The sequence below is a fragment of the Marinobacter daepoensis DSM 16072 genome, assembly GCF_000421165.1.
Taxonomy (GTDB): domain Bacteria; phylum Pseudomonadota; class Gammaproteobacteria; order Pseudomonadales; family Oleiphilaceae; genus Marinobacter; species Marinobacter daepoensis.
The window spans coordinates 164594-190161 of the sequence record NZ_ATWI01000011.1 but is presented as its reverse complement, the minus strand read 5'-3'; the positions used below and the strand labels follow the sequence as shown (position 1 = coordinate 190161).

The following is a 25568-nucleotide window of genomic DNA, read 5'->3' as shown; positions in this document are numbered from 1 at the left end:
AGATCACCCGGTCAATTATCGGTGGCGGCCTCGGCAGGGAGAGTCCATCTCCCTGTGATCATTCATCTCCATTTCCCGGAGGGGCTGAGCATGGAAACCAAACTCCAGCTGCACGGTTTCAACAACCTGACCAAATCCCTGAGCTTCAATATCTACGACATCTGTTACGCGCAGACGGAAGAGCAACGCGAGGCCTACATCGATTACATCGATGAGATGTACAACGCCGAACGCCTGACCCAGATACTGACCGACGTTGTCAAAATCATCGGCGCCAACGTCCTGAACATCGCACGTCAGGATTATGAGCCCCATGGCGCCTCGGTGACCATGCTGATTGCTGAACATGAACTGACCAACAGCGATACTGACAACGAGGAATCTCCCGGCCCATTGCCAGACACCATCGTTGCTCACCTGGACAAAAGCCATGTGACCGTCCACACCTACCCGGAAAGTCACCCTCACGATGGCGTCAGCACCTTTCGGGCGGATATCGATGTCTCAACCTGCGGCCTGATTTCACCTCTGAAGGTACTGAACTACCTGATTCACAGCTTCGACTCCGATGTCGTGACCGTTGATTACCGTGTGCGGGGCTTTACCCGTGATGTTGATGGCACCAAACATTACATCGACCACGACATCAACTCGATCCAGAACTATCTGACTGAAGACACTCAGAACGCTTATCAGATGATCGACGTGAATGTGTATCAGGAAAACCTGTTCCACACCAAAATGATGCTGAAAGAATTCAACCTCGACAACTATGTGTTCGGGGTCAATGCCAGCGAACTCGATCCTGCGGAAGCACAGTCCATTGAGGATCGTCTGCGGCGCGAAATGCTGGAAATCTTCTATTCCCGCAACGTCGAGTAAAATACTCCGGATGGCGGCAAGGTGCTCTTTGCCGCCTCTGACGAGCTGATCAGGCGAAGGCCTTGCCAGACATGAGTTTCTGAACCATGGGCCGGATAACCAGATCCATGGCCAGAGCCATTTTCGGCCCGGGTATCACCAGGGTATCGTGACGAGACAGGGTGCTCTGCGGGATCGCTTGAAGCAGCCAGGGGAAATTCACCTCCGCCGATTCCCGGAAATGGATCACCACCATGCTCTCATCTTCACTGGGCACATCCCTGGCCACAAACGGATTCGAGGTGTCGACCAGGGGAATCCGCTGAAAGTTGATATGGGTGTGGGAAAACTGGGGCACGATGTCACGCACATAGTCGTCCATACGGTTAATAATGGTCTGAACCACCGCATCCTGGCTGTAACCCCGCTGATTGGTATCCCGGTGAATTTTCTGAATCCATTCCAGATTCACAATGGGCACCACGCCAATCAGCAAGTCCACATATTGGGCTATGTTGTAACGGTCACTGACAACGCCTCCGTGCAACCCCTCATAGAACAGCACATCCGTGTCCGCAGGCAGTGATCCCCACGGAGTAAAGGTCCCCGGCTTGTGGCCGGCGGCTACCAATGCCCGGTCTTCATCATGCACGTACTGTCGATACCGGCCGTTTCCAGTGTGGCTGTAGTCGTAAAACAAGGCTTCCAGCCGGTCAATGTGGTTCGCAGCCAAGGCAAAGTGGTTACGCTCACCGAACAGCCCCTTGGCAGCCAGCCGGGCCATCTGTTCCCGGGTATAGCGGTGAAAACTGTCACCACTTACCATGGCCGCCTGCATCCTCTCACTGGCGAAGACACGGCTGAAAATCTGACTGGTGGTCGTGGTGCCGGCCCCGGAAGAGCCGGTCACCGCGATGATAGGATGGCGTCTGGACATAACGAACCGGATTCCTGAATGGGGTGTCAGACGAGACTGGTCAAAAGGCGGGGCTTTTCGACCACAAAGCCCTGAGCGTAATCCACTCCCAGCTGCCTGAGCCTGTCCAGCACTTCCCGGGATTCAACTTGCGAGGCGATCACTTCCCGGCCCATATAGTGCGCCATCTCGACCATTGACCTCACCATGGCCTGGTCGGTCTGATCGGCCGCGAGTTGCCCGGTGAACGCGTTATCAATCTTGATGAGGTCAACCGGCAGCGAACGCATGAACTGGTACGAACTGGGGCCACTACCGAAGTTACCCAGACAAAAGCGACATCCAAGCTCCTTCATTTCCATCATGAATTCCGATACGGCCTGAAGGTCATTGATGGCGGAAGCTTCGGTCAGCTCAAACCACAGGCGCTCAATAGGAGCGTCTTTTTCGCTGAGCTTCTCGTAAATAAACTCCAGCAACGACTGGTCATTCAGAGAGTAACCCGACAGATTAATGCAGACGCCTCCCAGGTGGCGAGGGTCAGGCGCTTTATCCCGGAGCCAGTCCAACATGTGTCCGACGACCCAGCGATCAACGGCTTGCATGCAGTCATAGCGTTCGGCCATACGCACAAGATCCTGCCCGGTAATCAGCTGACCGCCCTCATCGTACATACTGATCAGGATCTCATACTGAGCAGCCATGCGAGTCGCACTGTGCAACGGAATCATTTTCTGGCAACGCAGCAGCATCCTCTCTTCATCCGGACTGCTCAGGCCTGCAACACGGGCCGCAATCAGCTCCTGCCTGGCCTGATCATCAGCATCCAGGGAATAGAGTACTATCTGGCCCGGGCCTTTGTCCCTGGCGGCTCCAAGCGCCTGCTCAGCCGCTTTCAGCCATTTTTCGGCACTGATCAGGGCAGGCAATTCCTGAGCCATGCCAACATTCGCACTAAGCTGATAACGACGCCCCTGATACTCAAAGGCACACTCCGTAATCGCCGCCACCAGTTTATCCGCGGTATCCGCCCCCTGTTCCTCCGGTACCAGCATCGCAAATTCGTTACCGCTCAGGCGAGCCACCGGCATACCATCACCAACGTACTGGCATATAAGATCAGCCACCTGCTTCAACGCCTCGTCACCAGCCTGATAGCCGGCCGTATCGTTCAGCAGGCGGAAGCCCCGCAGATCCAGATGCAGCAAGGCGCGGCTATCCTCCCGGCGAGCCAGCTGCTGCTCCAGCATGCGCTCAAACTCCCGGCGATTCAGAAGACGCGTCAATTCATCGTGGGTCGAGGTCCAGGACAGCTGGTCATAAACATTGCGCACCATTCGGTCAATGCTTTCATCCACCAGCGGGCGGTCATACTGACTATCCGCGACAATGACGCCTTTGCGCATCTGGCGGGCCAGGTTTTCCAGCTCAAGCTCAACGACCCGCATACCCTGATGATTAACAAACACGAACCGGCTGAAGCCTCTCGCAATCCAGACCAGCCGGATATACTGAGGGTCATCCGCTTTGGTCTGATCCCGAAGCCAGTCACCAGTGCGCAGTTGCTGGGCCTGATTTATCCAGCGCTGAAGACTGCGCTGTTCACGCTCGCTGAGCACACGTTTGTCAGGCCTGACCGGGCTGGACGCTGGCATGTCGACCATCTCTGGTGCCGTGTCAGGACGACGCACAAGAAACTGTTTCAATTCGTCGCGAATCTGGGAAGACGGCATGTGATTACTGGAAATGGAGGCCAGGCCATCCTGTATCAACCTGAGAAGCTCCGGCAAATTGATGCTGCGGTCCGGATCTTCGGAAAACGCCATCAAAGAATCGATCACCGCCAGGTAATCTTGCCAAAGCTGACTATCCGCCCCCTGTCGGATCCAGGTCAGCGACAGCAGATCACGCCACCCACCGTCCAGAAGGCTCACCAGGGCCTTAGGCACTTTTTGCCCGGCGAGCTTCCCATCCAGAGCGCTCGCCACCGCTTTTTTGGACTCGGCCACTTTCTGCGCGCCTTCGGCCGCAGCAGTCACCCGCTCAACATTGCGGCGGTAGACCAGATTCTGACGGTCGATCAGGGTATCGAGCTCTCCCACTGTCTGTTCAAACACCCCGGTGTCCTGCTCAAACTCTGTTGCAATACGATGAACCAACTCATCCACCCGACGCTGGACAACCGGATTCAGACGCCCTCCTTTCTGCCCCAATTGCGCCAACCGGTCCATAACACCTCGGACCGGGCTGCCCTGATCTTCAAAGAAGGAAGAATCTCGCATCACCACCTTTAGGACCGGCACTTCCAGTTGCCGCATCCGGCTCTGGGCATAATCACTCAGCTTGGGGCTCTCCACCACGCTTCGGAAAAACCGGTCAACCACATCCAGCGTCTGCTGTTGCTCACTGTTCAGACGGGTGCCCCCGGTTTCCCGGATTTTATCGACAACCCGCTCCCGTAAGGGAGCATCCGCGTCATCCGAAGCAGCAGCCCGCAACTGCAGCTCCTGCAGCTCCCGATGCAACTCACCCTGTGACAAAGGTCGGGCGTTGGCCTGGAACGGCTCAGCCTCCACGTCTCCCGGCCCCAGACGGCTGGTCTGCAACGTGTTCAACAGATTTCTGACGGTCGCAAACGCCGTTTGCGCAGCACGCGCATAGCCTCGAAACTCCCCAGCCGCCCGGTGTTTCGTGGCGCGGACCGGGGGCGTAGCACTCGCCGCCGCTGGCGCTGTCGCCTGACGTTCAGGGCCAGGCGTTCTGATGGTGGGCTTCGCTGGTGAGGCCTTTTTTGGAGGGGCCTGCTCGCTCAGGTAACGGGACAAATCCAGATCCGGCAGAACACCATGCCGTATCAGAATGTTATTCAGTTCCCGGTACAACGGTTCCAACTGTTTGATAACGGTCTCTTCAAAGGTTTTCAGGCAAACCTTTTCGACGTCCCGACTGACTTTAAACTGAGCCATAGCCGTATGGAACGCTTCACAGACCAAGGCGGGACCAAGAGGATTGTGGTGCCCTGTACGGTTCGCAATCCCCAGCTTGTCCAGCCGGAGCTTGAGCTGAAGAAGATCCCCCCGATACAGAGTATCCGCCCGGGTCACCATCACCCGAATGGCCAGCCAATCCTCAAACTCATTCTTGTCGACCACCGACAGCACCGATCCGGGAGCGCCTTTAGGCTCAGGCTTCAGCGGCGATTCCAGGCTCCGGCTCATGTAATGCCAAAGAACCCTCTGCCGCCCCTGTATCTGGCCTGACGCGTCCATGAACTCGTTGGCAAGCTGATCGTTAGACGCCCGCTGCGCCGCTGACCGCAAAGCCTCTACGGTACGAACAAAGCAGGCATCCATGAGCGGTTCAATAAAACGGGTTACGGTGCGGGCACACTGATGCAGCACAAACTGGACACGCTCACTGGGCGCGCTGAGGGAAGACCTGGACAACTCCCCCGCACTGCCGCAAAGCTGGAGCATCGCGTTGAAAGCGTCGGATTCCGGGCGAGTAAAGTGCACGCCCATGGCCCCGTCAATCCGCCGGACCGGGCTGACATGAAGTTCATAGCGGCGATGGCTCTCGAGGCCCCGGAACCGAACGGTCAGTTCAGACAAGCTGCCTTGGGCGAACGCCCGGTCAATTTTCCCGGAGGTCTCTCCGGAATAGCGGATAAACATACCCTCAGCACAGAAATCTGCGATCTGGCAGGGCCAGGCCTCCCCAGTACCGGCATCAATCTGCGCGGCAAGTTTGATCGGCTGTCGGGGGCTGCTACGACGCTCTCTCGGATCCATGAACTACCTGACCAGTTGCAAAGCCGGCATGTTGCCGGATGAGCATATCCGGCCAACGTCCCTGGGTGGGTGTGAGTACGAGCTGCTATGATAAAGCTTACCGCGACTGGTTAGAAACCCATGACAGGCTGTGCCGGCCAGGGAAACGCCAAACCTCGTACCACTGCCATCATAACATGATGATTCATGAGACAGCTTAGTCAGATCTATCTTCTTTTACTACTGATAGCTCCGATCACGGGATGCTCAACCGTCAGCTATTACAGCCAGGCCATCAGCGGCCATCTGTCGATCATGCTGAGAAAGCAACCCAACACCGAGCTGATCGCCAATGCCAACACTCCACCAGAACTCCGGCGCCAACTCCTGTTCGCAGAACAGGCCCGCACGTTTGCCAGACATGAGCTGGCACTACCGGTAGGCGGGGCGTTCAGCGAGTACGTCTCACTCGGTCGCCCCTGGGTTGTCGTCAACCTCGTGGCCGTGCCCGAGTTTTCACTGTCTCCCCACCAGTGGTGCTATCCGGTCATTGGCTGTCAGGCCTACCGGGGTTACTTCAGCCTGAACGAGGCCCGGAAAGAACAAGCAGGCTTCCAGGAACAGGGCTTCGACACCATGATTGGAACCGTTACCGCCTATTCCACCCTGGGGTGGTTTGATGACCCGCTGCATACCGGATTTACGGCACTGCCGGATGACCGCATGGTCGCCCTGATGTTTCATGAACTGGCTCACCGCGTCATCTATATCAAGGGCGATACCGCTTTCAACGAAAGTTTTGCCACCGCCGTCGAACTGGAGGGGCTACGGCTCTGGCTTCAGCGAACCGGGTCAGAGGAAGGCTTCACTCAGGCTCTGAAGCGTTTGCAGTATCGGGAACAGACACTCACGCTGGTCATACACACCAGCCAGAAACTTCATCACCTGTACGATCAGCAGGAATCCCTTGGCACACCAACCCTCAGGGCCCGAAAAAAGCAGCTCTTTGATGAACTGGCCGATGCTTATGCCGGTCTGGCGGAGCAGTACTCGGCCCCCGGGCCACTGGGCAGCCCACCGGTACGGCTGAACAATGCGCATCTGGCCCTGTTTCGTCAGTACAATCAACACGTTCCGGCATTCCGGCAGCTGCTGAAGGAGTCAGGCTACGACTTTGGTGAGTTTTACCGGGTCACCAAGGCGCTGGCCGGACAGTCAACCACCTCCCGCGACGCACAACTGCAGACTCTGTCAGAGCGGTTTGTAGAATACCTTTGAGTTCCTTTGCGTATTGTACGAAGCCAGTTTCGGGCCCGGTAACTCCTGCACCACCGTTGGCAGAAACCCCCGTTCCCGGAACCAGTGTTCGGTCTGAGTCGTCAGAACAAACAGCCTCAGAACGCCCTGCGCTCTGGCAAGCTTCTCAACCATAGCGAGAATCTCATCCCCCCGGCCAGCGCGCCGGTAGGATGGATCGACTGCAAAGCAGGACAGCTCACCTGCGTTTTCGTCCGGATAGTGATAGAGAGCCGCACAACCGACAATGGTCCCGTCCCGTTCCGCCACAACGAACCGGTCAATTTCGGTTTCCAGCATTTCCCGGGAGCGGCGAACCAGCACACCCTGCTCCTCCAAGGGCTGAATGAGTTCAAGAATGCCGCCGATATCCTCAACTCTGGCCTGACGAATCTGCTCATAGTTGTCACCACTGACCAACGTGCCGGAGCCATCCCGGGTAAACAATTCTTCCAGCAAAGCCCCGTCTTCCGCATAGCTGATGATATGAGCGCGCCGGACACCTTTCACGCAGGCATCACAGGCGGCTTTAAGTAAAGCGGCGTCGTGCCCGGTTACCGCGTTACCATTCAACCGTTCCGAGGCCTGACGGGCCGAGAGTTCGCGAATCAGGCCTCCGTCTTCCTCCAGCAACCCCTCGTCATCAATAAAAACAATCAGTTTTTCCGCCTGCAGGGCGGCCGCAACCTGACTGCCCACGTCTTCGTATGAGAGGTTAAACGTGTCTCCGGTGGGCGAATACCCCATGGGAGGCAGTAAAACAATATGTCCCAGTTCCAGAAGCTGCTCAATGCCACGGGTATCAACCCGCCGCACCCGGCCAGTGTAGCCAAAGTCGATGCCATCAAGGACGCCAACGGGCTTGGCGGTCACATAGTTGCCACTGCTGACCCGGATACGGGCGTTATGCATGGGTGAATTCACCAGCCCCATGGAAAGCTGACTTTCGAGGTACGAACGGAGCCCGCCAATGGCTTCCATGACCAGCGGCAGATGGTCATCCGGGGTAATACGCAACCCCCGGGCAAACGAGGATTCCAGCCCGGCGTCGTCGAGACGTGACTGGATCTGGGGACGCCCACCGAAGGCAACCACAAGCCTCACTCCCAGGCTACTGAGCAAGGCGATATCGTGGATTATGTTAATAAAGTTACGGTGCTCAATAGCGTCCCCAGGCATGGTCAGCACAACCGTTCGGCCTCGATGGGCATTGATATACGGAGAAGAATGGCGGAACCCATGCAGCCAGTCGTTTGATTTCAAACCTTTATTCCTTTTGCCCTGATTGTGCTTTTCGTAATGGAGATTACTGAATCGGCAGGCAATCTGCCGTCAGCGTGCTCAGACACAGAACGTTCTGATCAGTCCCTTCAAAATATCCACGGTCGGCTGTAGCTGAGACAGCTCAAGATATTCATCCGGCTGGTGCGCCTGATCAATCGAGCCGGGCCCCATTACCAGCGTTTCCAAACCCAGTTTCTGCAGCCAGGGCGCTTCCGTGGCAAAGGCAACCGCCTGGGCCTGATGGCCGGTGAGTTTTTCACAGGCCTTAACCAACGCGGCATCCGCTGGTGTTTCAAAAGGCGGCACGCCATCAAACAGCGGCTCAAAGGTGAGTTTGAGGTCCCTCCGTTCCGCCAGCGGGCGCACCCGCTCCAGGATTCCCTGGCGCAGAGCCTCCATGCTCATACCAGGTAAAGGACGCAGGTCGAAATGAAGCTCGCACTGGGCGCAAATCCGGTTCGGGTTATCGCCCCCGTGAATGCACCCCAGATTCATCGTTGGCACCTGCACCTTGAAGTTGGGGTTGCGGTAAGTGTCCTGCCACTCTTGCCGCAAGGTCAGCAACTCACCTAACGCCTCATGCATGCCTTCAAGGGCGTTACGGCCCAGGGCCGGATTGGATGAGTGACCAGACTGACCCTCAAACCGCAGCCTCTCCATCATGATGCCTTTATGCATCCGCACGGGCCTGAGGTCTGTCGGCTCACCGATCACCGCATAACGGGCTTTGGGTTTGCCGGCTTCCGCCAGTGCCCGGGCACCGTTCATGGAGCTTTCTTCGTCGGCCGTGGCAAGGATAATCAGCGGCTGTTTCAAAGGCTGATTTACGAACGCTTTAGCGGCTTCGATCGCCAAAGGAAAAAAACCTTTCATGTCGCACGTACCCAGACCGTACCAGCGATTGTCTTTTTCCGTGAGACTGAACGGGTCACTCTGCCAGCGTTTGTCGTCGAATGGCACAGTATCCGTGTGCCCGGAAAGTACCAACCCACCGGGCCCGCTGCCCAGCGTGGCGATCAGGTTGAACTTGCCAGGCATGCCCGGTACGTCCAGGATTTCCACGGCAAACCCAAGCGGTTCCAGCCATTCGGCGAGTGTACGAACCACCGCTTCGTTGCTGTGATCCCATTCCGGTGAGGCACTGCTGATGGACGGCAGTGCAATCAATCGCGAGAGCATCTCCCGGATGCCCGGCACGCCGCCTGCTGCACTTGTGGTCACTGTCACCTTCGCCTCCCGCCCCGGCGTCACTCCGGGCGACCCCGGCGCCAGACTTCAAACTGTGTAATCGCACGCATCAGGATCGGGTAAGCCACTTCGCCACCCGCCACCGTTCTGGCGATCTCCAGATCCCTCTCTCCCACACTGACCAGCCGCCCCTCCACGTCGTTATCGTTAGAGAGCGTTACCCTTACCCGGTGCCCGAGCCAGTCTCCTGCACGTTCAACGGTATCAGGGTACCACTGCTCCACCTCAGGGTCTTCCGGTGGCACCACCGGTTCCAGCGCTTTGGCCGGTGGTTCAGGCGCCACTTGCTGAATGGGCGTCAGAAAAACATCTGGCACACCAGCCCCATTGTAGGTGACCTCCCAGTCTGCGCCTTCTTCCTGATTAGGGCGCACGGGCAACCCGAGCATCTCCGACGCGGGAGACAATGACAGGCTCAGTTCCCCACCCTCCATCAGCCACTGCCGATAAAGCGCCAGCAATTGCGGGCTGGCCTCCAAAGCACGTGCCCGAAGCCCGGCCTCCAGGGCCACTACACCCCTACCTGCCCAGGCGCTGACCTCAAGGCCGGTTTCCCGGGCACAGTAGGCAGACATCCGGCGCATCAACCCAGCATCACGAAGGGTCAGCCGCACCGGGCCGGGCCCCAGGGCCGCTGGGGTATTCAGGTTGCCCAGCGTTAACCGGGCGTCCGGCCAGGTCAGCTCCAGGCTTCCCGTTTCCCGGGTATTCAGTTCCAGACGCAGGGCGCCCGGGGTTTGTTCCAGCACCAGATCACCCCGGATATCGGGAACCCCCATCCGCATCAGATCACCGCTGCTGATTTGCTGCCGCGGATCCGGAGCACAGGAAAGCGTGGTCAGTGGCACCTGAGCAGCCTCATCCGGTGCCGCCGTCACCCAGTTCCGGAACATCGTCGGTTCAAGATTAATACTGGCCTGCTCAACAGACAACCGCCACTGCGCAGGCAAGGACTCCGGATTCAGCAACGTGGTCAGCAACGTCACCGGGGACCCTGTCTCCAGCTCTACCAGCCCTAGCTGCAACGGTTGGGTGAGCCGAAAATCCTCCCAACGTGCTTTTCTGACAATAACACGACCATCCAGAGAAGAACTGATCCCTCCCCTCTCCTCCAGCACACCCGTTTCAGACAGGGCTGCACGCGCCTCTGACAGGCGCTGATCCATCAACCACCAAACGCCGGCCTTAAAGCCGGCGAAGACCACTATTCCTGTGAGTATGAGAAATGACAGCAGGCGTTTCATCCGGCAACCCCCGGCCAGTAGTATCAGTTACGGGAAATCAGGGTGCCAACACCCTCGTCGGTAAAGATTTCCAGCAAGCAGGCGTGAGCAACACGACCATCAATAATATGTGACGTACGCACTCCGTTCTCTACCGCACTGAGGGCGCAACGGATCTTGGGCAGCATGCCACCATGAATGGTTCCATCTTCGATCAGCTCATTCACCTGCTGGGCCGTCAGCCCCGTGAGAACTTTGTCGTCCTTACTTTTCAAACCAGACACATTGGTCAGCAGGATCAGTTTCTCCGCTTTCATGGCCTCTGCCACCTTGCCGGCCACCAGGTCCGCATTGATATTGTAGGACGCGCCATCCGGCCCCACACCGATTGGTGCAATCACCGGGATGACATTGCTGCGGGTTAGCATGTCAATGACATCAACATTCACACTGGCCACCTCGCCAACGTGCCCAATGTCGATGATCTCTGGCCGTTCAAGCTCTGGCGAGCGATTCACCACTTCCAGTTTCCGGGCACGGATCAGGTTGGCGTCCTTACCCGTCAACCCCACCGCCGTGCCACCGTGGGCATTGATCAGGGACACGATTTCCTTATTCACCTGCCCACCGAGCACCATTTCAACAACATCCATGGTTTCGGCATCGGTCACCCGCATCCCATTAACAAAACGGGACTGAATGTTCAGCCGCTCCAACAGTTCCCCGATCTGCGGACCACCACCGTGAACGACGATCGGGTTGATGCCAACCAGCTTCATCAGCACCACATCCCGGGCAAAACTGCTCTTGAGGTCTTCATTTTCCATGGCGTTACCGCCGTACTTGATGACCACCGTCTTGCCGGTAAACCGTTGGATATAAGGCAGTCCGCGACTCAGTACCGAGGCCACCTGCATTGCAGTTTCACGATCCAGCGCCATGATGTTGTGTTTTTCCTTACGATAAAAATGAGTTTCAGAAATCCGCCACCAGGTCCGGCGCGGCTTTCTGTAATTGTTCACGGAACACGGATTTGATCCGTTCCAGTGCCTGTTCGGTTTCCGCCTCAAACCGGAGAACCAGAACCGGCGTGGTATTGGAGGCACGGCACAGCCCCCAGCCATCGGCATAATCTACCCGAATACCATCAATGGTACTGATATTGCCTTCGCCGAAATCAGCCTGCTGGCCAAGCCGCTCAATGATCGCGAACTTGTCCTTCTCCGTCACCTCGACATTCAGTTCGGGAGTACTGACATCCTCAGGGAAATCCTCGAAGACTTCGTCAGCGTGGCGGTCCTCAATGCCCAGAATTTCCAGCAGCCTGGCCGCCGAGTAAAGCCCATCATCGAAACCATACCAACGCTCACCAAAGAAGACGTGGCCGCTCATCTCACCCGCCAGCAACGCGCCGGTTTCCTTCATCTTCGCTTTCATCAGAGAGTGCCCGGTCTTCCACATGATCGGGCGCCCCCCGGCTTCGGAAATGACACCGGCCAGTCGGCGACTGCATTTCACGTCATAGAGCACATCGGCACCAGGATTTCGGGAAACCACATCCCGCGCAAAAAGCATCAGCAGGCGGTCAGGCCAGATGATCTTGCCACTGTTGGTGACAACCCCCAGACGATCACCGTCTCCGTCAAAGGCCAGACCGATGTCTGATCCTGTCTCCTGAACCCGACGGATCAGGTCCTGCAGGTTTTCCGGCTTGCCGGGATCCGGATGGTGATTGGGAAACTCGCCGTCCACCTCACAGTATAACGGCGTCACCTCACAGCCCAGCTCTTCGACCAGCATGGGGCCAAGTTCCCCGGCGATGCCGTTACCGGCGTCGACCACCACCTTGAGGGGTGCCGCCACGGCAATGTCTCCCACAATGCGGTCAAGGTATGCCCGGCGGACGTCGCCCCGGGACTGACTCCCCTGTCCACTGGTAAAATCCGCCGTCTGGATACGTTGGTACAACCCCTGAATTGCCTCTCCGGACAGGGTTTCTCCCCCCAGCATGATTTTCAGTCCGTTGTAACTGGCCGGGTTGTGACTCCCGGTTACCATAACCCCGGAGCCGGTTTGAAGGTGATGGGTAGCAAAATACAAGACGGGTGTCGGGATGGCACCGAGATGCACCACATTGCAGCCAGTTGACAGGATGCCGCGCCCCAGCGCCTCGGCCAGCTCCGGGCTGGAATGGCGCCCATCGTAGCCAATACAGAGGTCCGTCACACCCCGGTCTGCCGCTTCCGAGCCGATCGCCCGGCCAATAACCTCAACCACCTCGGCAGACAGGTTCTGGCCAACAATACCCCGGATGTCGTAGGCCCGGAATATCTCAGGGTCAACCTGGACAGCCGGAAGCTCAGCCTCCGCCACCTCGGGAATATCCTCATCAAACAGCGAGTCACCGGAACTGCCAAACCCCAGCACATCCTCGTCACCATCAAGCATGTCGATGTCCAGCATGTCCTTGTCCTGAAACAAGGGTTCTTCTTGCTCAGCCTCCGCGGGCTTTCTGCGAACCGGCGCCGATTTGGACGCCGCGGTTTCTGCAGCCTTCGCTACGCGCTTGTCCACCATTTGAGATAAACGGAACAGCACCTCACCGGCGGACGACACCATATCCCAGCGCAACGCCGGAATCTTCATCCGCTCACCACCAAAGGCCTTATGCGCCCACTGGATCAGTGCAGTCATATCTTGCCGGATTCCTCGCTGAGCATTCCCCAGCAGGAGCCACACCACAATCGCCGCGGCCAGTGCCTGCAAACCAATCATCATCGCAAGGGCAACCGAGCTCACCTGTGTGGTGGGAGCCGATGCCGGCTGATAGCTGACCTTCCAGTCAGGATTAACCAGCGTTCGGGACACCTCCGGGCCAGCCCCGCTGCCAGTGCTCACCACCGTCCGGGAGGCACCGGAAACCGTTTGCACCAGAGACAGCTGCCCGCCGAGGTCCTGGTTACTGACCACCAGCCAGGGCCGGATGTAAGAGGCCTCAAATACAACCAGCACACTGCCAACCACAGCATTACTGACAGGGTGACGGATCGCCGCGGCAAACTGCAGATACCACTGATTGTCCCTGGGATAGGCATCGGGCACCAGGGTCTGGCCATTTTCAGCTCTGCGAGCCAGCTCCAGCCCCGCAAACCCCAACAGAGAGTCATCATTGCCAGTGCGAGGAACTTCCCGGTACGGGAAGACGAACACCTCAGACGCCCCGGGCAAAGCGCTGTTCAGCTGCTCTGCAAGATCGCCCGCACTGGATTTGTCAGCCAGCATCTGTGCAACATACCGCTGATTCGCCAGCGCTTGCACCTGGGCCTGCAAGGCAGTCAACGACTGATTCAAACGCTGCCGGGCACCGTCAACCACGATCGCGCTGTCCTTCGCGTAGCGCGTTCCGGCCGCTGGCTCGACCACCAGAAAGTGCGACAACACCGCTGCAACAACGCCGGCCACCAGCACCACCAGTGCCTGGACCAGCCCCACTGAGCTCAGCCTCTTCAGACGTGGTCCAGCTGAGTCTTTAGACGGCTTATCCTGTTTCTGTTTTTTTCCGGGGTTCTTCTCCGGCTGCTCATCTCCGGAAGACGCATTGGTTTTTTTCTTGGCGAATTTCATAGTGCATCCCGCAGTTATTTTTTCCCGGACAATTCATTATCCGCTGAGTATAGACGCCGGCCAACCGGCTCGCTGTCGGTCCTGACAGCCCCTATTCAGTGACTCCCGGTGGAGCCAAACCCACCCGCGCCCCGATCACTGGCATCGAATTCATTCACTACGTCAAATTCCGCCTGCACAACCGGCACCAAGACCATCTGGGCGATCCGCTCCCCCACTTCAATGGTGAAGGGGGTCTGCCCCCGGTTCCAACAAGACACCATCAGCTCACCCTGATAATCCGAGTCAATCAATCCCACCAGATTACCCAGCACAATTCCGTGTTTGTGCCCCAATCCGCTCCGGGGCAGAATCATCGCCGCCAGCCCCGGGTCCGAAATATGCACCGACAGGCCCGTCGGAATCAGATGCGTTTCCCCGGGCAGGACCGTCTTCGGTTCGCTCAGTGCAGCCCGCAGGTCCAGGCCGGCAGAGCCTTCCGTGGCGTACTCGGGAAAGGGAATCGCGGTGCCGATGCGGTCATCCAGAATCCGCACCTGAAGTTTTCGTTTACTCATACCTGATCAATCCTGCTGCTGTGATCTGCAATCAACGCCACCAGACGGGCGGCAATCGCCTGTTTACTGTCAGGGCCAATTGATTCGGTGCCCTCGGGCCAGAATACCGTGACCGCGTTCCTGTCGCTGCTAAAACCGAGTCCGGGAACGGACACATCATTGGCAACAATCATCTTGAGTTTCTTACGCATCATCTTGTCTGTTGCATACCGCGCCACATCTCGTGTTTCTGCGGCAAAGCCAACCGTAAACGGCGCATCAGTCCGCGCGGCAATGGTTGCCAGCGTGTCCGGATTCCGCACCAGTGAAAGATTCATACTGTCACTGGATTTTTTGATCTTCTGACTGACAAAGGCTTCTGGTCGGTAATCTGCAACGGCGGCGGTGGCCACAAAAATATCACACCCTTCATCCACGGCCCGGCTCGATGCCTCCAGCATTTCCTGCGCCGTGCAGACTGGCCTGACATCAACGCCGGGGGGAACCGCCAGGCTGACAGGGCCGCTGACCAGAACCACCGAGGCTCCCGCTGCCGCGGCGGCCGCCGCAATCGCGTATCCCATCTTGCCGGAGCTGTGGTTCGTAATGTAGCGCACAGGGTCTATCGGTTCCCGGGTAGGCCCGGCAGTCACAACCACGCGACGTCCCGCCAGCAGTCCTGAAGGGCTTTCCTGCCTGGCCTCCAGTCGCCCGACCAGTTGTTCCGGCTCCAGCATGCGACCCGGGCCGGTATCACCGCATGCCTGCTCACCCTGATCCGGCCCCCAGATCGTAATCTGCGGGTCTTCTGAAAGCAGCGCCAGGTTCCGCTGAGTCCGGAAATTCCTCCACATGGCCTGATTCATGGCCGGTGCAACCGCAATTGGCGCGTCTGTCGCACAACAAACCGTCGTCAACAGATCATCCGCCAAACCATGGGCCAACCGGGCCATGAAGTCAGCCGTCGCCGGCGCGATCACCACCTGATCCGCCCACTTCGCCAGTTCAATGTGCCCCATCCCGGCCTCTGCTTCCGGGTCCAGCAGAGAGGTACGCACCGGCTCCCCACTAAGAGCCTGAAACGTCAGTGGCGTAATAAAGGCTTCAGCCCCGGCCGTCATCACAACCCGCACTTCATGGCCGGCCTTCTTCAACAACCTGACCAGCTCCGCACTCTTATAGGCGGCAATACCACCGGTTATTCCCAACAATACTCGCTTGGCGGTCATGCGGGCTCCGTAATCCCGTGAAATGAAAGAGTTATAAGATAGCACGCTGAGCGATGGCGGGCAGCCTGCAGGGCGACCTGTTCGTTTACCAAATGTTACCTTTTGGAGTAACCTTTGTAATTTCGAGAACCCGATGCAGGAAGCATCCAAACCCACGACTGCAAGGAAGCCCAAATGACCTCCAGCCACTGGCCAACCGACGAGCGCCCGCGTGAGCGACTGCTCACTCACGGCCCCGAATCCCTGTCTGATTCAGAACTTCTGGCCATTTTTCTGCGCACCGGCACCACCGGCATGCCCGTCATGGCGCTGGCCCGACATCTGCTAACCGAGTTTTCCGGCCTTCGCGGCCTGATGACCGCCTCGCGGCGGCAGTTCTGCCAGGTCAAAGGCCTGGGAACCGCCAAGTATGCTCAGGTGCAGGCCGCCATGGAAATGGCCCGACGGGTCACGGAGGAACCGCTCCGGCAGGGAGACCCCCTGCGCTCCCCTGAAGACACCCGCCGCTACCTGACCAGCCGGCTCGGCACTTACCCTCACGAAGTCTTCGCCGGCCTGTTTCTGGACAATCGCCATCGAATCATTCAATACCGTGAACTGTTCCGAGGCACCATTGACGGGGCAGCCGTCTACCCAAGGGAAGTCGTTCGCCAGGCACTGGAAGACAACGCCGCGGCCGTTATTTTCGCACACAATCACCCTTCCGGGGTCGCCGAGCCCAGCGCTGCAGACGTCACACTCACCCGACGGCTGAAAGAAGCGCTCGGCCTGGTCGACATCAGGGTTCTTGACCATATGGTTATTGGCCACGGTGAGGTAATATCCCTGGCTGAACGTGGATTGATGTAGTCTGGTGAAGAACGTCGCCCCGAAACTGGCCAAATTCCCAACAATTTTTTGCGTTGGGCCATCAGTTCTGGTATAAAAGCGTCCCTTTCTGGCGGCGTCTGGCGAGCAGCGTTCTGTTTCAGAAGCGCAAACCGGCAGCAGGTATGGCTCCGGAGCAACCAGAGACGCATTTAAAACGAATTCGTATTACAGAGACCATTGCTCAGGTCGGAGGCAAGTATGTCCAGAGTTTGTCAGGTTACCGGTAAGCGTCCGGTTACCGGTAACAATGTTTCCCACGCGATGAACCACACTCGTCGTCGTTTTCTGCCGAATCTGCAGAACCACCGTTTCTGGGTTGAGTCCGAGAAACGCTTCGTGAAGCTGCGCGTTTCCACCAAGGGCATGCGCATCATCGACAAAAAAGGCATTGACGCTGTGCTGGCCGATCTTCGTGCCCGCGGCGAGAAAGTTTAAGGAGCCGCATCATGCGCGAGAAAATCAAGCTGGTATCTTCAGCAGGCACTGGTCACTTCTACACGACCAACAAGAACAAGCGTAACACCCCGGAAAAAATCGAGATCAAGAAGTACGATCCGGTTGTCCGTAAGCACGTTGCGTACAAGGAAGCCAAGATCAAGTAATTGATCCCGCCTCCACAAAAAAACCCGGCTTTCAGGCCGGGTTTTTTTGTGCCTGTTCAAACACCCCTCAGAAGGTCTCCAGATAGCCTCTCGGCAGAGCGACGTCCATCGCAATAGGCAAGTGGTCTGAAACCGGGTAACTCACCACTTCCGAACGCCGGATTTCAAGGGACGGACTGACCAGAATGTGATCAAGAGCACGCTCTGGCCGCCAGCTAGGGAAGCTGTGAGCCGTTGCAGGCAATGGAATAAGATCGGTTTCTCGCAATGGCGTCTGTGTCAGCAACTGTTCCGCATGGGCGTTCATGTCCCCCATCAAGACAACATGGCGGTAATCGGCGATCAACTCCCGAACAAACCCAAGCTGCTTCTGCTGGGCCGACTTGCTCAGTGACAGGTGCATCAGCACCAGCACCAAGGGATCTTCTTTCATTCCATAACGGGCAATGATGGCTCCGCGCCCCGGGATTAGCCCAGGCAGCTTGTGCTCAGTCACATCCAGCGGGCGAAAACGGCTCAGCAACCCATTACTGTGCTGAGCTATCTGGCCAAGATTGCGATTTAACTGCTGATACCAATAGGGGATACCGGCGGCTTCGGCAAGGTACTGCACCTGATTGATATAGCCACTGCGCAAGCTTCCACCATCACACTCCTGCAGGGCGACTACATCGTACTGGCTCAGCAGAGAGGCAATCCGGTCAAGATTGTCGTATCGACGGCGGTTGGGCAGAAAGTGCTGCCAACTTCGGGTCAGGTAGTGGTGGTAGGAAGAGGTGTTGATACCCACCTGAATATTGAACGTTAGCAGACGAATGTGCCGGTGGGCCTGAAAATCCGGCACATGTTCACTGCCGGAACAGGCCCCCCGGGGGCCTTGCTGATTCCCGAGAATACCACCGATCTGGTTACGGAGTCGCTTATACATTGTCAGCCACTATCCTGGTATCCCTCTTAAAGCACCGGCTCCGGCACCCATGACTTACTCGGAACCATCACGCTCCTTCTCAGCCAGGTACTCAACGAGCTTCAGAACGTTTTCATGACTACCCGCCGTTGAGGCGCTCACCACATACTTTCCATCAACCAGCATAGCCGGTGTCCCGGTAATGCGCGCACCGCGGATTTTGGACTGGGCCTGCTGGACCCGTGCGCGAACACCAAAGCTGTTGTAATTCTTGAGGAACTGCTCGGCATCCACTCCATACCCGGACACAAAGTCAGCCAGAGCTTCCGGGCTGTTCAGCGGGCGGCGCTCACCAGCCAGGGCATCGAACAGAGCATCGTGCACCTTGTCCAGCTCTCCCATTGCCTCCAGGGCATAAAAAGCATAGGCATGAGGCTCCCAGCTCCGCCCCAGCGCCGCCGGTAACCGGACATAGTTAATGTACTCAGGAGCATTCTCTTCCCACGCCTCAGCCAACGGCTTAAACGTGTAACAGTGGGGACAGCCATACCAGAACACCTCTGCCACTTCGACGCCCTCGTCAGCGGCAGTTCTCACCGGATTATCCAGCACCCGGTAATGCTCACCCGCAACCCAGGGCTGAGCCTGCGCCACAGAAGCTGCAGATAACATTGAAATCGCCAGAACGGCGGAAGAGGTAAAGGTTCTGATCATCGGGAATCTCCGAGCCATCAATGAATTTTAAAGGGATTATGACCCAGCACAACGAAAAAGTTCCACCAGAGCCAGTCAGGAAAGCGTTACCGAACGGTTAGGTCTTCACCTTCCAGAGACTAAAAACCCCGCCAGGGCGGGGTTTTTAATTCAGGATGTACTGGCTGACCGCTGATCAGTTCAGGCCAGATACATAACTGGCAACCGCTTCAATTTCTGCGTCTGTCAGCTTGGAAGCAACATCCATCATGATACTGGCATTTGATCCGGTCGCGCGCTCACCGGCACGGTATGCCTTCAGCTGCTTGACCAGATAATCGGCGGTCTGGCCACCCAGAGCCGGGTAACCTGCCGGCTCGTTACCGATGCCTTTCGGGTTATGACAGCCCGCACACGCCGGAACGCCGGACGCCATGTTGCCACCACGGTAAAGCGCCTGCCCCTGCTCAACCAGATCCGGGTTAGCCTGACTAACCACCATGTTCTGGCTGTTAAAATAGGCTGCCAGGTTCTGGAGATCCTGGTCGGACATTGCGCTCAGCATGCCCGTCATCTCAGGAACCGGACGATCCCCGGACTTGATATCCACCAGCTGGTTATACAGATACTTCTCACCCAGGCCAGACAGCTTCGGATACACTGCCATAATAGGCTTGCCACCACCCTGGCCATGACAGCCCGCACATACTACCGCGTTCTGTTCACCCGCTGCCGGATCCCCTGCCCCGTGAGCCAGTGCTGTAAGGCCAACTCCGAGAACAACTCCTGCGATCAGTCTTTTCATGCTCGCTCCGCTTCTCTCATCTTTGCATCTTGAAAGTATTTTCGTTATGCAGCCGGCAGGCACTGAGTCGTCAGGTGCATAACCGGGGCTGACAGCGGCAACGCGAGGCGTCCCGCCGGAAATTGGTGTAGCATTATACATTAATCGCCGATAACTGAAATCCAAAGGAACGCCAACTGTCGTGGACCCTGATCTGACTCAAAAAAGCCTCTCTTTCAACAGCGCCCGGTTTATGATCAGCGCCTCGAAACTGAACGAGTGCCCGCCCGATCATGGCGCCGAAGTCGCCTTTGCCGGCCGCTCCAACGCCGGCAAGTCCAGCGCCCTCAATGCCATTACCGCAAACGGCAAGCTGGCCAGAACCAGCAAAACTCCGGGCCGGACCCGGCTGATCAACTTCTTCAGCCTCAACCGGGAACATGCCCGTCTGGTGGACCTGCCTGGTTACGGTTACGCCAAAGTATCCAGAGACATGAAAGATGACTGGCAACAACACCTCGGGCATTACCTGAACGACCGCCGCTGCCTCCGAGGCCTGGTTCTGGTCATGGACATCCGGCACCCACTCACCGACTTCGACCAAATGATGGTGGAATGGTGCGAGCATAACCACCTGCCCCTGATGATCCTCGCCACCAAGGCCGACAAACTGAAATTCGGCCAGGCCAAAACAGCCATGCTCGGCATCGCAAAGGAACTGAAGGAATACCAGTGCGTGGAGCACCTGATTATGTTCTCCGCCACGTCCAAGCGCGGAGTGGACGAGTGCAGGGACGCCTTGACGCAATGGCTGGAAGCCCCGGAACCGGAGCTGACATAGACGCAAAAAAAACCGGCCTGAAAGAACAGGCCGGTAAAAACGTCAGGGTTTGCGACGTACAAGAGGTCTCTGCGTAAACAGAGAACGAAAACCTGAGAATTCACTCAGGAGACGCGAAGGGCATCCCGTTCCCGGCGTCAGAAAATAGGACCAACGGTGCGGAAAAAAGTTCACACCCCGGCCACTTTCTGACCATCTTGTATATCAACCGTCAACGACACCCGTCTCGGGTAATGTTGGCCGGTACTTTTCCCTCAGGGCCAGCACACGATCCCGATACTCCGGCGTAACATACGGCACTTCCAGAGTGAGCACCTGATAGATCCCCTGCTTCAACTCCCCGAGTGACAGCCCTGACGGTTCCTCCGAGGCATGCGCGGTTTTCAGGAAGGCCATCCAGTTGGTAATCACCAGCCAGACATTCAGGGACATGGCCGAGCGGAGATCATCCGGCTGAGCCTGGACAATTCCGGCCTCGGCCAATTTCCCGAATATCCGGTCAATGGCCGCCAGACACCGATTAGTAAACTCCCGATAATCCCGACGCAACCGGAGATCACTGTCGAGCAGGTACTCCAGGTCCCGGTGGAAAAACCGATAACTCCAGAGGCCATCGAACACCGACTCAAGATAAAACGCCAGATCATCAAGCGTCATCGGCCGGTTTTCAGGAATTTCCAGGTAGTAATCCACCAGTTTTTCGTATGCCTGGAAGATCTCATAGATGATGTCGGACTTGTTACGGAAGTGGTAGTAAAGGTTACCCGGCGATATGGCCAGATGTGCGGCAATGTGATTGGTTGTGATGTTACGCTCGCCCCTCTCGTTAAAGAGCTCCAGGCTGGATAACAGGATTTTGTCTCTGGTTTTCATCGTCATGCCGGTCTTTGTTTTTGTCACTGTCACAGATGGCCCAAAGAGCCATCCCGCCTTCTTGACTGCCTAGAGTATATACTCTAATAATACCCTCAAGCGCAAATCGCACAGATTCTGGCCAACGACAATAACCGACTGCCCGCGCGAGCCAACCCGGCAGTCACGGGGGAGACAAACATGGCAGCCACCGTCGTCCAGCTCACCGAGAGCAAGAAGCAGATCCAACACACACACCGGGTATTTGAGGGGCAAAAGAAGGCCTTCCGAAATAATCCGATGCCGTCTCTGACCGAGCGGAAAGAAAACCTGAAACGGTTAAAACGCGCGCTCCTGGCTCATCAGGACAAACTGGTTGAGGCCATTGACCGGGACTTCAGCTGTCGCTCGCGGGACGAATCCCTGATTGCCGAGGTCATGCCCTCTATTCAGGGCATCAATTACACTCTCAAGCATCTCGGTGACTGGATGAAGCCCTCGCGGCGCCACGTCTCCATCCTGTTTCAGCCCGCCAGCAACAAAGTCTGCTACCAACCCAAGGGCGTCGTGGGCGTCATCGTGCCCTGGAACTACCCGCTCTACCTGGCCGTCGGCCCGCTTGTTGCCGCCCTCGCGGCAGGCAACCGGACCATGATCAAGATGTCAGAATACACCCCCCACACTGCCGCCCTGTTCAAGGAAATCATCGAGTCCATGTTCCCGGAGGATCTCGTGTCTGTCATCCTGGGTGAAGCAGATGTGGCCGCTGACTTTTCTCAACGACCGTTTGATCACCTGCTTTTTACCGGCTCAACCTCTGTGGGCAAGCTGGTGATGCGCGCTGCAGCAGAAAACCTGACACCCGTTACCCTCGAGCTTGGCGGCAAATCACCTGCGATTGTGTCACCCGATGTCCCCATGGAAGACGCGGCGCAGCGGATTGCGTTTGGCAAGGCATTCAACGCCGGGCAAACCTGCGTTGCGCCTGACTACATACTCTGCCCCACCAACCGGGTACAGGCGTTCGTGGATGAATTCCGGGCTCAGTTTGCCGAAATGTACCCCAACCTTCGGGACAACGACGACTACACCGCCATCATCAATGATCGGCAGTACGAGCGACTGCAGAGCTACCTTGAGGATGCCCGTGCCAAGGGCGCTGAACTGGTGGAGATCAATCCCGCCAACGAAAACATGAAAGATGGCACGAGAAAAATCCCCCTGACTCTGGTCCTGAATACCACTCCGGACATGAAAGTGATGCAGGACGAGATTTTTGGCCCGATCCTTCCTGTGATCAGCTATGACGACCTTGAGGGGGCCATCCACTACATCAACGACCGCCCCCGTCCGCTGGCCCTTTACTTTTTCGGCTACGACCGTTCGCACCAGCAACAGGTCGTAGACAACACTCTGTCTGGCGGCATGTGCATCAACGATGCTCTGATGCATGTGGCTCAGGATGATCTTCCTTTTGGCGGCATCGGTGACTCGGGGATGGGTCATTACCACGGCAAAGAGGGTTTCCTGACGTTTTCCCATCACCGGGCGATCTTCACCAAGCAGAAGTTCAACAGCGGCAAGTATGTGTACGCCCCTCATGGAACCACTGCACACCAACTGGTGTACAAACTCTTCATTCGCTAACACCGGCATTCCAGGCCGAGCCATATCAGGGCACCGGGTGATTCCAAAGCACCCGGCCAGCCGCCCGCTGATGCCGTGCCGAGCCTGGGCAACATAATAAAACCGAAAGACGCCTTTACAATGACAGACCAACACCCACTTCCCGGCCAGCCCGATACCAGCCGTCGAAGCTTTCTGAAAACCGGCCTGGGCGGAACCCTGCTCCTGAGCACCATCAGCGTGTCTGCAGGCCTGAGTGGCTGTGCCACCGCGCCAGCCGGCCGGATAGGCGCAATCGACAGCCGCATGGATGCCAGCTACCAGTTCCAGTTTCTGAGCCGGGATGACATCGCCCTGTTCGAAGCATTGCTACCAGCCATCCTTGCCGGCTCACTCCCGGACGCTCAGAACCAGCGACGACAGACCGTGGCCAGCACCATCGAGCGCATTGACCAGGGCATCGTAAAATTCGGCCCACCGAACCAACGGGAACTGCGCAAGCTGTTTGACCTCCTGAACTTCCCACCTACCCGCATGGCTCTGGCCCGGACCTGGTCGGACTGGCCCTCGGTGACCGCCACTGATGCCGATGCCTTCCTGCAGCGCTGGCGCAATAGTCGGATCGGACTGCTGAACAACGGGTACGTCGCCCTGACCAAAATCAGCAATGCGGCTTTTTACGGCTATGCCGACCACTGGCACCTGACCGGTTACCCCGGCCCGCCAGCCTGGATGACGGAATCCTTGCCACAATTCACCTCCGCCTGAGCACAACCCGGACTTATCTGGATATTGAGGAGAGCAGTATGTCCATGAACGATCCTATTGCCCGGGGGCTCGCTGCCGGCTGGAACATCACCGACGCCAGCAAGCTGACAGAAGACCGTACCGTTGAAGCCGATGTGGTAGTGGTCGGCACGGGTGCCGGCGGCGGAACGACAGCAGAGATCCTGGCCCGCCAGGGCCTGTCCGTCATCTTGCTGGAAGAAGGCCGGCTCTACTATCAGAAAGATTTCCAGATGGATGAGCTGACGTCTTACGCTAACCTTTATCAGGAAGGCATGAGCCGGGCAACCGCCGATGGCGCCATCGCCATCCTGCAGGGACGGTGCGTTGGCGGGTCCACGACCGTGAACTGGACCAGCAGCTTCCGCACCCCCGCAGAAACTCTGAATTACTGGAGCCAGAATCTTGGCCTGAGCGAACTCACCCCAGACGCCATGGCACCCTGGTTTGAAGGCAGGGAACAGCGCCACAACATGTCACCCTGGCAAACACCCCCCAACCTGAACAACGACCTTTTGCGACAAGGGTGTGAGAAACTCGGCTATTCTTGGCAGGTTATTCCCCGAAACGTCAAAGGTTGCTGGAACAGTGGCTACTGTGGCGTCGGCTGCCCAACCAATGCCAAACAGGGCGCTCTGCTGACAACCATTCCCGGCGCTCTGGACCACAACGCCCAGCTTTTCCACGGGTTACGGGCAGACCGGCTGGTCCGGAACCAGGACCGGATCGACCACCTTCTCGCATCAGCAATGGGCGCCGATGGCATCACACCGTCAGGCATCACCGTCACGCTGAAGGCGAAACACTTTGTGGTTGCCGCCAGCGCCATCGGCACCCCCGGGCTGCTGCTTCGATCCCAGCTCCCAGACCCATTCCAGCGCGTAGGCAAACGGTCCTTCATTCATCCGGTCAATGCCACTGTTGCCAGGATGCCAGCGAAAACAGACCCGTTCTACGGCGCCCCCCAATCCATCTACTCCGACGAATTCAACTTCAAAGAGGGTACCGATGGGCCCGTCGGCTACAAACTGGAAGTCCCGCCCTTGCACCCGGCCATGGCGGCAGGCGTTGTGGCCGGCCACGGCCAGCAACAACGGGACAATCTGGGCCAGTTGCCCTGGATGCAGTCCGTCATCGCCCTGCTAAGGGACGGCTTTCACCCTGACAGCCCCGGCGGCACCGTTTCTCTGAGAGACGACGGCAGCCCGATGCTTGATTACCCGATCACGGACTATCTCTGGCAAGGACTAAAGAAAGCCTACCTGACCATGGCAGAAATTCAGTTTGCTGCAGGGGCCGAAGCTGTACAGGCCGTGCATCTGGATTCCGGCTGGTACACTCGTTGGAGCGAAGCCAAAACCGCCATCAGCAACCTGCCCATGAAGCCCCACCGTGTGCGCCTGTTTACCGCTCACCAGATGGGTGGCTGCAGCATGGGCCATGATCCGGCAACGTCTGTGGTCAACGGTTTCGGCGAACACCACCACATTAGCAACCTGAACGTTCACGATGCCTCGGTCTTCCCCACCAGCATCGGTGCCAACCCACAGCTATCGGTTTATGCCCTGGCGGCGCGGAACAGCACCAGGCTGGCGCAAAAGCTGGCACCCTCAGGCTAAG

Annotated in this window: 22 protein-coding genes; 9 read left to right on the top strand and 13 right to left on the bottom strand. The window is 57.6% G+C overall.

Annotated elements, in window-relative coordinates; all coding sequences use genetic code 11:
• Window positions 1–90 precede the first annotated feature (90 nt).
• The gene (gene speD / locus K325_RS0112780; protein ID WP_029654663.1) at window positions 91–882 is read left to right on the top strand and encodes an adenosylmethionine decarboxylase; all 792 of its coding nucleotides are present in this window, start codon (window positions 91–93) and stop codon (window positions 880–882) included.
• 49 nt (window positions 883–931) lie between these two features.
• Here speD and K325_RS0112775 read toward each other — a convergent pair whose 3' ends face one another.
• Window positions 932–1798 (bottom strand): phosphoribulokinase, encoded by an 867-nt coding sequence (locus K325_RS0112775; protein ID WP_029654662.1) that lies wholly within the window; start codon window positions 1796–1798, stop codon window positions 932–934.
• A 26-nt stretch (window positions 1799–1824) separates the two neighbouring features.
• A complete protein-coding gene (locus tag K325_RS0112770) occupies window positions 1825–5568 on the bottom strand; it encodes a DUF1631 family protein (RefSeq protein ID WP_029654661.1) in 3744 nt (1247 codons plus the stop codon).
• A 186-nt stretch (window positions 5569–5754) separates the two neighbouring features.
• Between K325_RS0112770 and K325_RS0112765 the strand changes: the two genes are divergently transcribed.
• On the top strand, window positions 5755–6825 hold the full coding sequence (locus K325_RS0112765) for an aminopeptidase (protein ID WP_029654660.1): 1071 nt from the start codon (window positions 5755–5757) through the stop codon (window positions 6823–6825).
• Here the strand turns inward: K325_RS0112765 and argA are convergent.
• The 7 genes from argA to coaBC all read right to left on the bottom strand — a co-directional run bounded on the left by argA (window position 6799) and on the right by coaBC (window position 15987).
• Complete coding sequence (gene argA, locus K325_RS0112760) at window positions 6799–8106, bottom strand: amino-acid N-acetyltransferase (RefSeq protein WP_029654659.1); 1308 nt, start codon at window positions 8104–8106, stop codon at window positions 6799–6801. The genes K325_RS0112765 and argA overlap by 27 nt on opposite strands.
• Before the next feature lie 78 nt (window positions 8107–8184).
• Window positions 8185–9348: an acetylornithine deacetylase gene (argE, locus tag K325_RS0112755; protein ID WP_211218156.1), complete on the bottom strand. Its 1164-nt coding sequence runs from the start codon at window positions 9346–9348 to the stop codon at window positions 8185–8187.
• A gap of 26 nt (window positions 9349–9374) precedes the next feature.
• Window positions 9375–10619 carry a hypothetical protein gene (locus K325_RS0112750; protein ID WP_029654657.1) on the bottom strand — a complete coding sequence of 415 codons (1245 nt, stop codon included), beginning with the start codon at window positions 10617–10619 and terminating at the stop codon, window positions 9375–9377.
• A 23-nt stretch (window positions 10620–10642) separates the two neighbouring features.
• A complete protein-coding gene (gene argB, locus K325_RS0112745) occupies window positions 10643–11539 on the bottom strand; it encodes an acetylglutamate kinase (protein ID WP_029654656.1) in 897 nt (298 codons plus the stop codon).
• Between the two features lie 34 nt (window positions 11540–11573).
• Entirely contained in the window at window positions 11574–14222 is a 2649-nt protein-coding gene (locus tag K325_RS18880; RefSeq protein WP_029654655.1) for a phosphomannomutase/phosphoglucomutase, read from the bottom strand.
• Between the two features lie 95 nt (window positions 14223–14317).
• The gene (gene dut, locus K325_RS0112735; RefSeq protein WP_029654654.1) at window positions 14318–14779 is read right to left on the bottom strand and encodes a dUTP diphosphatase; all 462 of its coding nucleotides are present in this window, start codon (window positions 14777–14779) and stop codon (window positions 14318–14320) included.
• Window positions 14776–15987: a bifunctional phosphopantothenoylcysteine decarboxylase/phosphopantothenate--cysteine ligase CoaBC gene (gene coaBC, locus K325_RS0112730; protein WP_029654653.1), complete on the bottom strand. Its 1212-nt coding sequence runs from the start codon at window positions 15985–15987 to the stop codon at window positions 14776–14778. Before coaBC ends, dut begins: the two co-directional genes overlap by 4 nt.
• 174 nt (window positions 15988–16161) lie before the next feature.
• Between coaBC and radC the strand changes: the two genes are divergently transcribed.
• The 3 genes from radC (at window position 16162) to rpmG (ending at window position 17459) form a co-directional block, all read left to right on the top strand.
• The gene (gene radC / locus K325_RS0112725) at window positions 16162–16836 is read left to right on the top strand and encodes a RadC family protein (RefSeq protein WP_029654652.1); all 675 of its coding nucleotides are present in this window, start codon (window positions 16162–16164) and stop codon (window positions 16834–16836) included.
• A 219-nt stretch (window positions 16837–17055) separates the two neighbouring features.
• Window positions 17056–17292: a 50S ribosomal protein L28 gene (rpmB, locus tag K325_RS0112720; protein WP_011786975.1), complete on the top strand. Its 237-nt coding sequence runs from the start codon at window positions 17056–17058 to the stop codon at window positions 17290–17292.
• 11 nt (window positions 17293–17303) lie between these two features.
• Window positions 17304–17459 carry a 50S ribosomal protein L33 gene (gene rpmG, locus K325_RS0112715; protein WP_007153739.1) on the top strand — a complete coding sequence of 52 codons (156 nt, stop codon included), beginning with the start codon at window positions 17304–17306 and terminating at the stop codon, window positions 17457–17459.
• Between the two features lie 67 nt (window positions 17460–17526).
• Here rpmG and K325_RS0112710 read toward each other — a convergent pair whose 3' ends face one another.
• The 3 genes from K325_RS0112710 to K325_RS0112700 form a co-directional block, all read right to left on the bottom strand.
• Window positions 17527–18387, bottom strand: coding sequence for an endonuclease/exonuclease/phosphatase family protein (locus K325_RS0112710; protein WP_029654651.1), 861 nt, complete (start codon window positions 18385–18387; stop codon window positions 17527–17529).
• Between the two features lie 54 nt (window positions 18388–18441).
• A complete protein-coding gene (locus K325_RS0112705) occupies window positions 18442–19080 on the bottom strand; it encodes a thiol:disulfide interchange protein DsbA/DsbL (protein ID WP_029654650.1) in 639 nt (212 codons plus the stop codon).
• A gap of 175 nt (window positions 19081–19255) precedes the next feature.
• Entirely contained in the window at window positions 19256–19864 is a 609-nt protein-coding gene (locus K325_RS0112700; protein WP_029654649.1) for a c-type cytochrome, read from the bottom strand.
• 181 nt (window positions 19865–20045) lie between these two features.
• On the opposite strand from K325_RS0112700, the gene yihA reads away from it, so the two are divergent.
• Complete coding sequence (yihA, locus tag K325_RS0112695) at window positions 20046–20684, top strand: ribosome biogenesis GTP-binding protein YihA/YsxC (RefSeq protein WP_029654648.1); 639 nt, start codon at window positions 20046–20048, stop codon at window positions 20682–20684.
• Window positions 20685–20888: 204 nt separating this feature from the next.
• On the opposite strand, the gene K325_RS0112690 is transcribed toward yihA, so the two are convergent.
• Window positions 20889–21557: a TetR/AcrR family transcriptional regulator gene (locus tag K325_RS0112690; protein WP_036193530.1), complete on the bottom strand. Its 669-nt coding sequence runs from the start codon at window positions 21555–21557 to the stop codon at window positions 20889–20891.
• Window positions 21558–21737: 180 nt separating this feature from the next.
• On the opposite strand from K325_RS0112690, the gene K325_RS0112685 reads away from it, so the two are divergent.
• From K325_RS0112685 to K325_RS0112675, 3 genes are all read left to right on the top strand, one after another.
• The gene (locus K325_RS0112685) at window positions 21738–23183 is read left to right on the top strand and encodes a coniferyl aldehyde dehydrogenase (RefSeq protein WP_029654646.1); all 1446 of its coding nucleotides are present in this window, start codon (window positions 21738–21740) and stop codon (window positions 23181–23183) included.
• A 120-nt stretch (window positions 23184–23303) separates the two neighbouring features.
• Window positions 23304–23930: a hypothetical protein gene (locus tag K325_RS0112680; protein WP_029654645.1), complete on the top strand. Its 627-nt coding sequence runs from the start codon at window positions 23304–23306 to the stop codon at window positions 23928–23930.
• 38 nt (window positions 23931–23968) lie between these two features.
• Window positions 23969–25567 carry a GMC family oxidoreductase gene (locus tag K325_RS0112675; RefSeq protein WP_029654644.1) on the top strand — a complete coding sequence of 533 codons (1599 nt, stop codon included), beginning with the start codon at window positions 23969–23971 and terminating at the stop codon, window positions 25565–25567.
• Window position 25568 lies beyond the last annotated feature (1 nt).

What these genes read in the sequence shown, in the direction of transcription:
- K325_RS0112690 (WP_036193530.1), bottom strand. Translation starts at nt 21,557, where the DNA reads ATGAAAACCAGAGACAAAATCCTGTTATCCAGCCTGGAGCTCTTTAAC.
- K325_RS0112775 (WP_029654662.1), bottom strand. Translation starts at nt 1,798, where the DNA reads ATGTCCAGACGCCATCCTATCATCGCGGTGACCGGCTCTTCCGGGGCC.
- rpmG (WP_007153739.1), top strand. Translation starts at nt 17,304, where the DNA reads ATGCGCGAGAAAATCAAGCTGGTATCTTCAGCAGGCACTGGTCACTTC.
- K325_RS0112680 (WP_029654645.1), top strand. Translation starts at nt 23,304, where the DNA reads ATGACAGACCAACACCCACTTCCCGGCCAGCCCGATACCAGCCGTCGA.
- K325_RS0112705 (WP_029654650.1), bottom strand. Translation starts at nt 19,080, where the DNA reads ATGATCAGAACCTTTACCTCTTCCGCCGTTCTGGCGATTTCAATGTTA.
- dut (WP_029654654.1), bottom strand. Translation starts at nt 14,779, where the DNA reads ATGAGTAAACGAAAACTTCAGGTGCGGATTCTGGATGACCGCATCGGC.
- K325_RS0112675 (WP_029654644.1), top strand. Translation starts at nt 23,969, where the DNA reads ATGTCCATGAACGATCCTATTGCCCGGGGGCTCGCTGCCGGCTGGAAC.
- speD (WP_029654663.1), top strand. Translation starts at nt 91, where the DNA reads ATGGAAACCAAACTCCAGCTGCACGGTTTCAACAACCTGACCAAATCC.
- argB (WP_029654656.1), bottom strand. Translation starts at nt 11,539, where the DNA reads ATGGCGCTGGATCGTGAAACTGCAATGCAGGTGGCCTCGGTACTGAGT.
- K325_RS0112765 (WP_029654660.1), top strand. Translation starts at nt 5,755, where the DNA reads ATGAGACAGCTTAGTCAGATCTATCTTCTTTTACTACTGATAGCTCCG.
- K325_RS0112770 (WP_029654661.1), bottom strand. Translation starts at nt 5,568, where the DNA reads ATGGATCCGAGAGAGCGTCGTAGCAGCCCCCGACAGCCGATCAAACTT.
- coaBC (WP_029654653.1), bottom strand. Translation starts at nt 15,987, where the DNA reads ATGACCGCCAAGCGAGTATTGTTGGGAATAACCGGTGGTATTGCCGCC.
- K325_RS0112750 (WP_029654657.1), bottom strand. Translation starts at nt 10,619, where the DNA reads ATGAAACGCCTGCTGTCATTTCTCATACTCACAGGAATAGTGGTCTTC.
- K325_RS0112710 (WP_029654651.1), bottom strand. Translation starts at nt 18,387, where the DNA reads ATGTATAAGCGACTCCGTAACCAGATCGGTGGTATTCTCGGGAATCAG.
- radC (WP_029654652.1), top strand. Translation starts at nt 16,162, where the DNA reads ATGACCTCCAGCCACTGGCCAACCGACGAGCGCCCGCGTGAGCGACTG.
- K325_RS18880 (WP_029654655.1), bottom strand. Translation starts at nt 14,222, where the DNA reads ATGAAATTCGCCAAGAAAAAAACCAATGCGTCTTCCGGAGATGAGCAG.
- K325_RS0112700 (WP_029654649.1), bottom strand. Translation starts at nt 19,864, where the DNA reads ATGAAAAGACTGATCGCAGGAGTTGTTCTCGGAGTTGGCCTTACAGCA.
- K325_RS0112685 (WP_029654646.1), top strand. Translation starts at nt 21,738, where the DNA reads ATGGCAGCCACCGTCGTCCAGCTCACCGAGAGCAAGAAGCAGATCCAA.
- rpmB (WP_011786975.1), top strand. Translation starts at nt 17,056, where the DNA reads ATGTCCAGAGTTTGTCAGGTTACCGGTAAGCGTCCGGTTACCGGTAAC.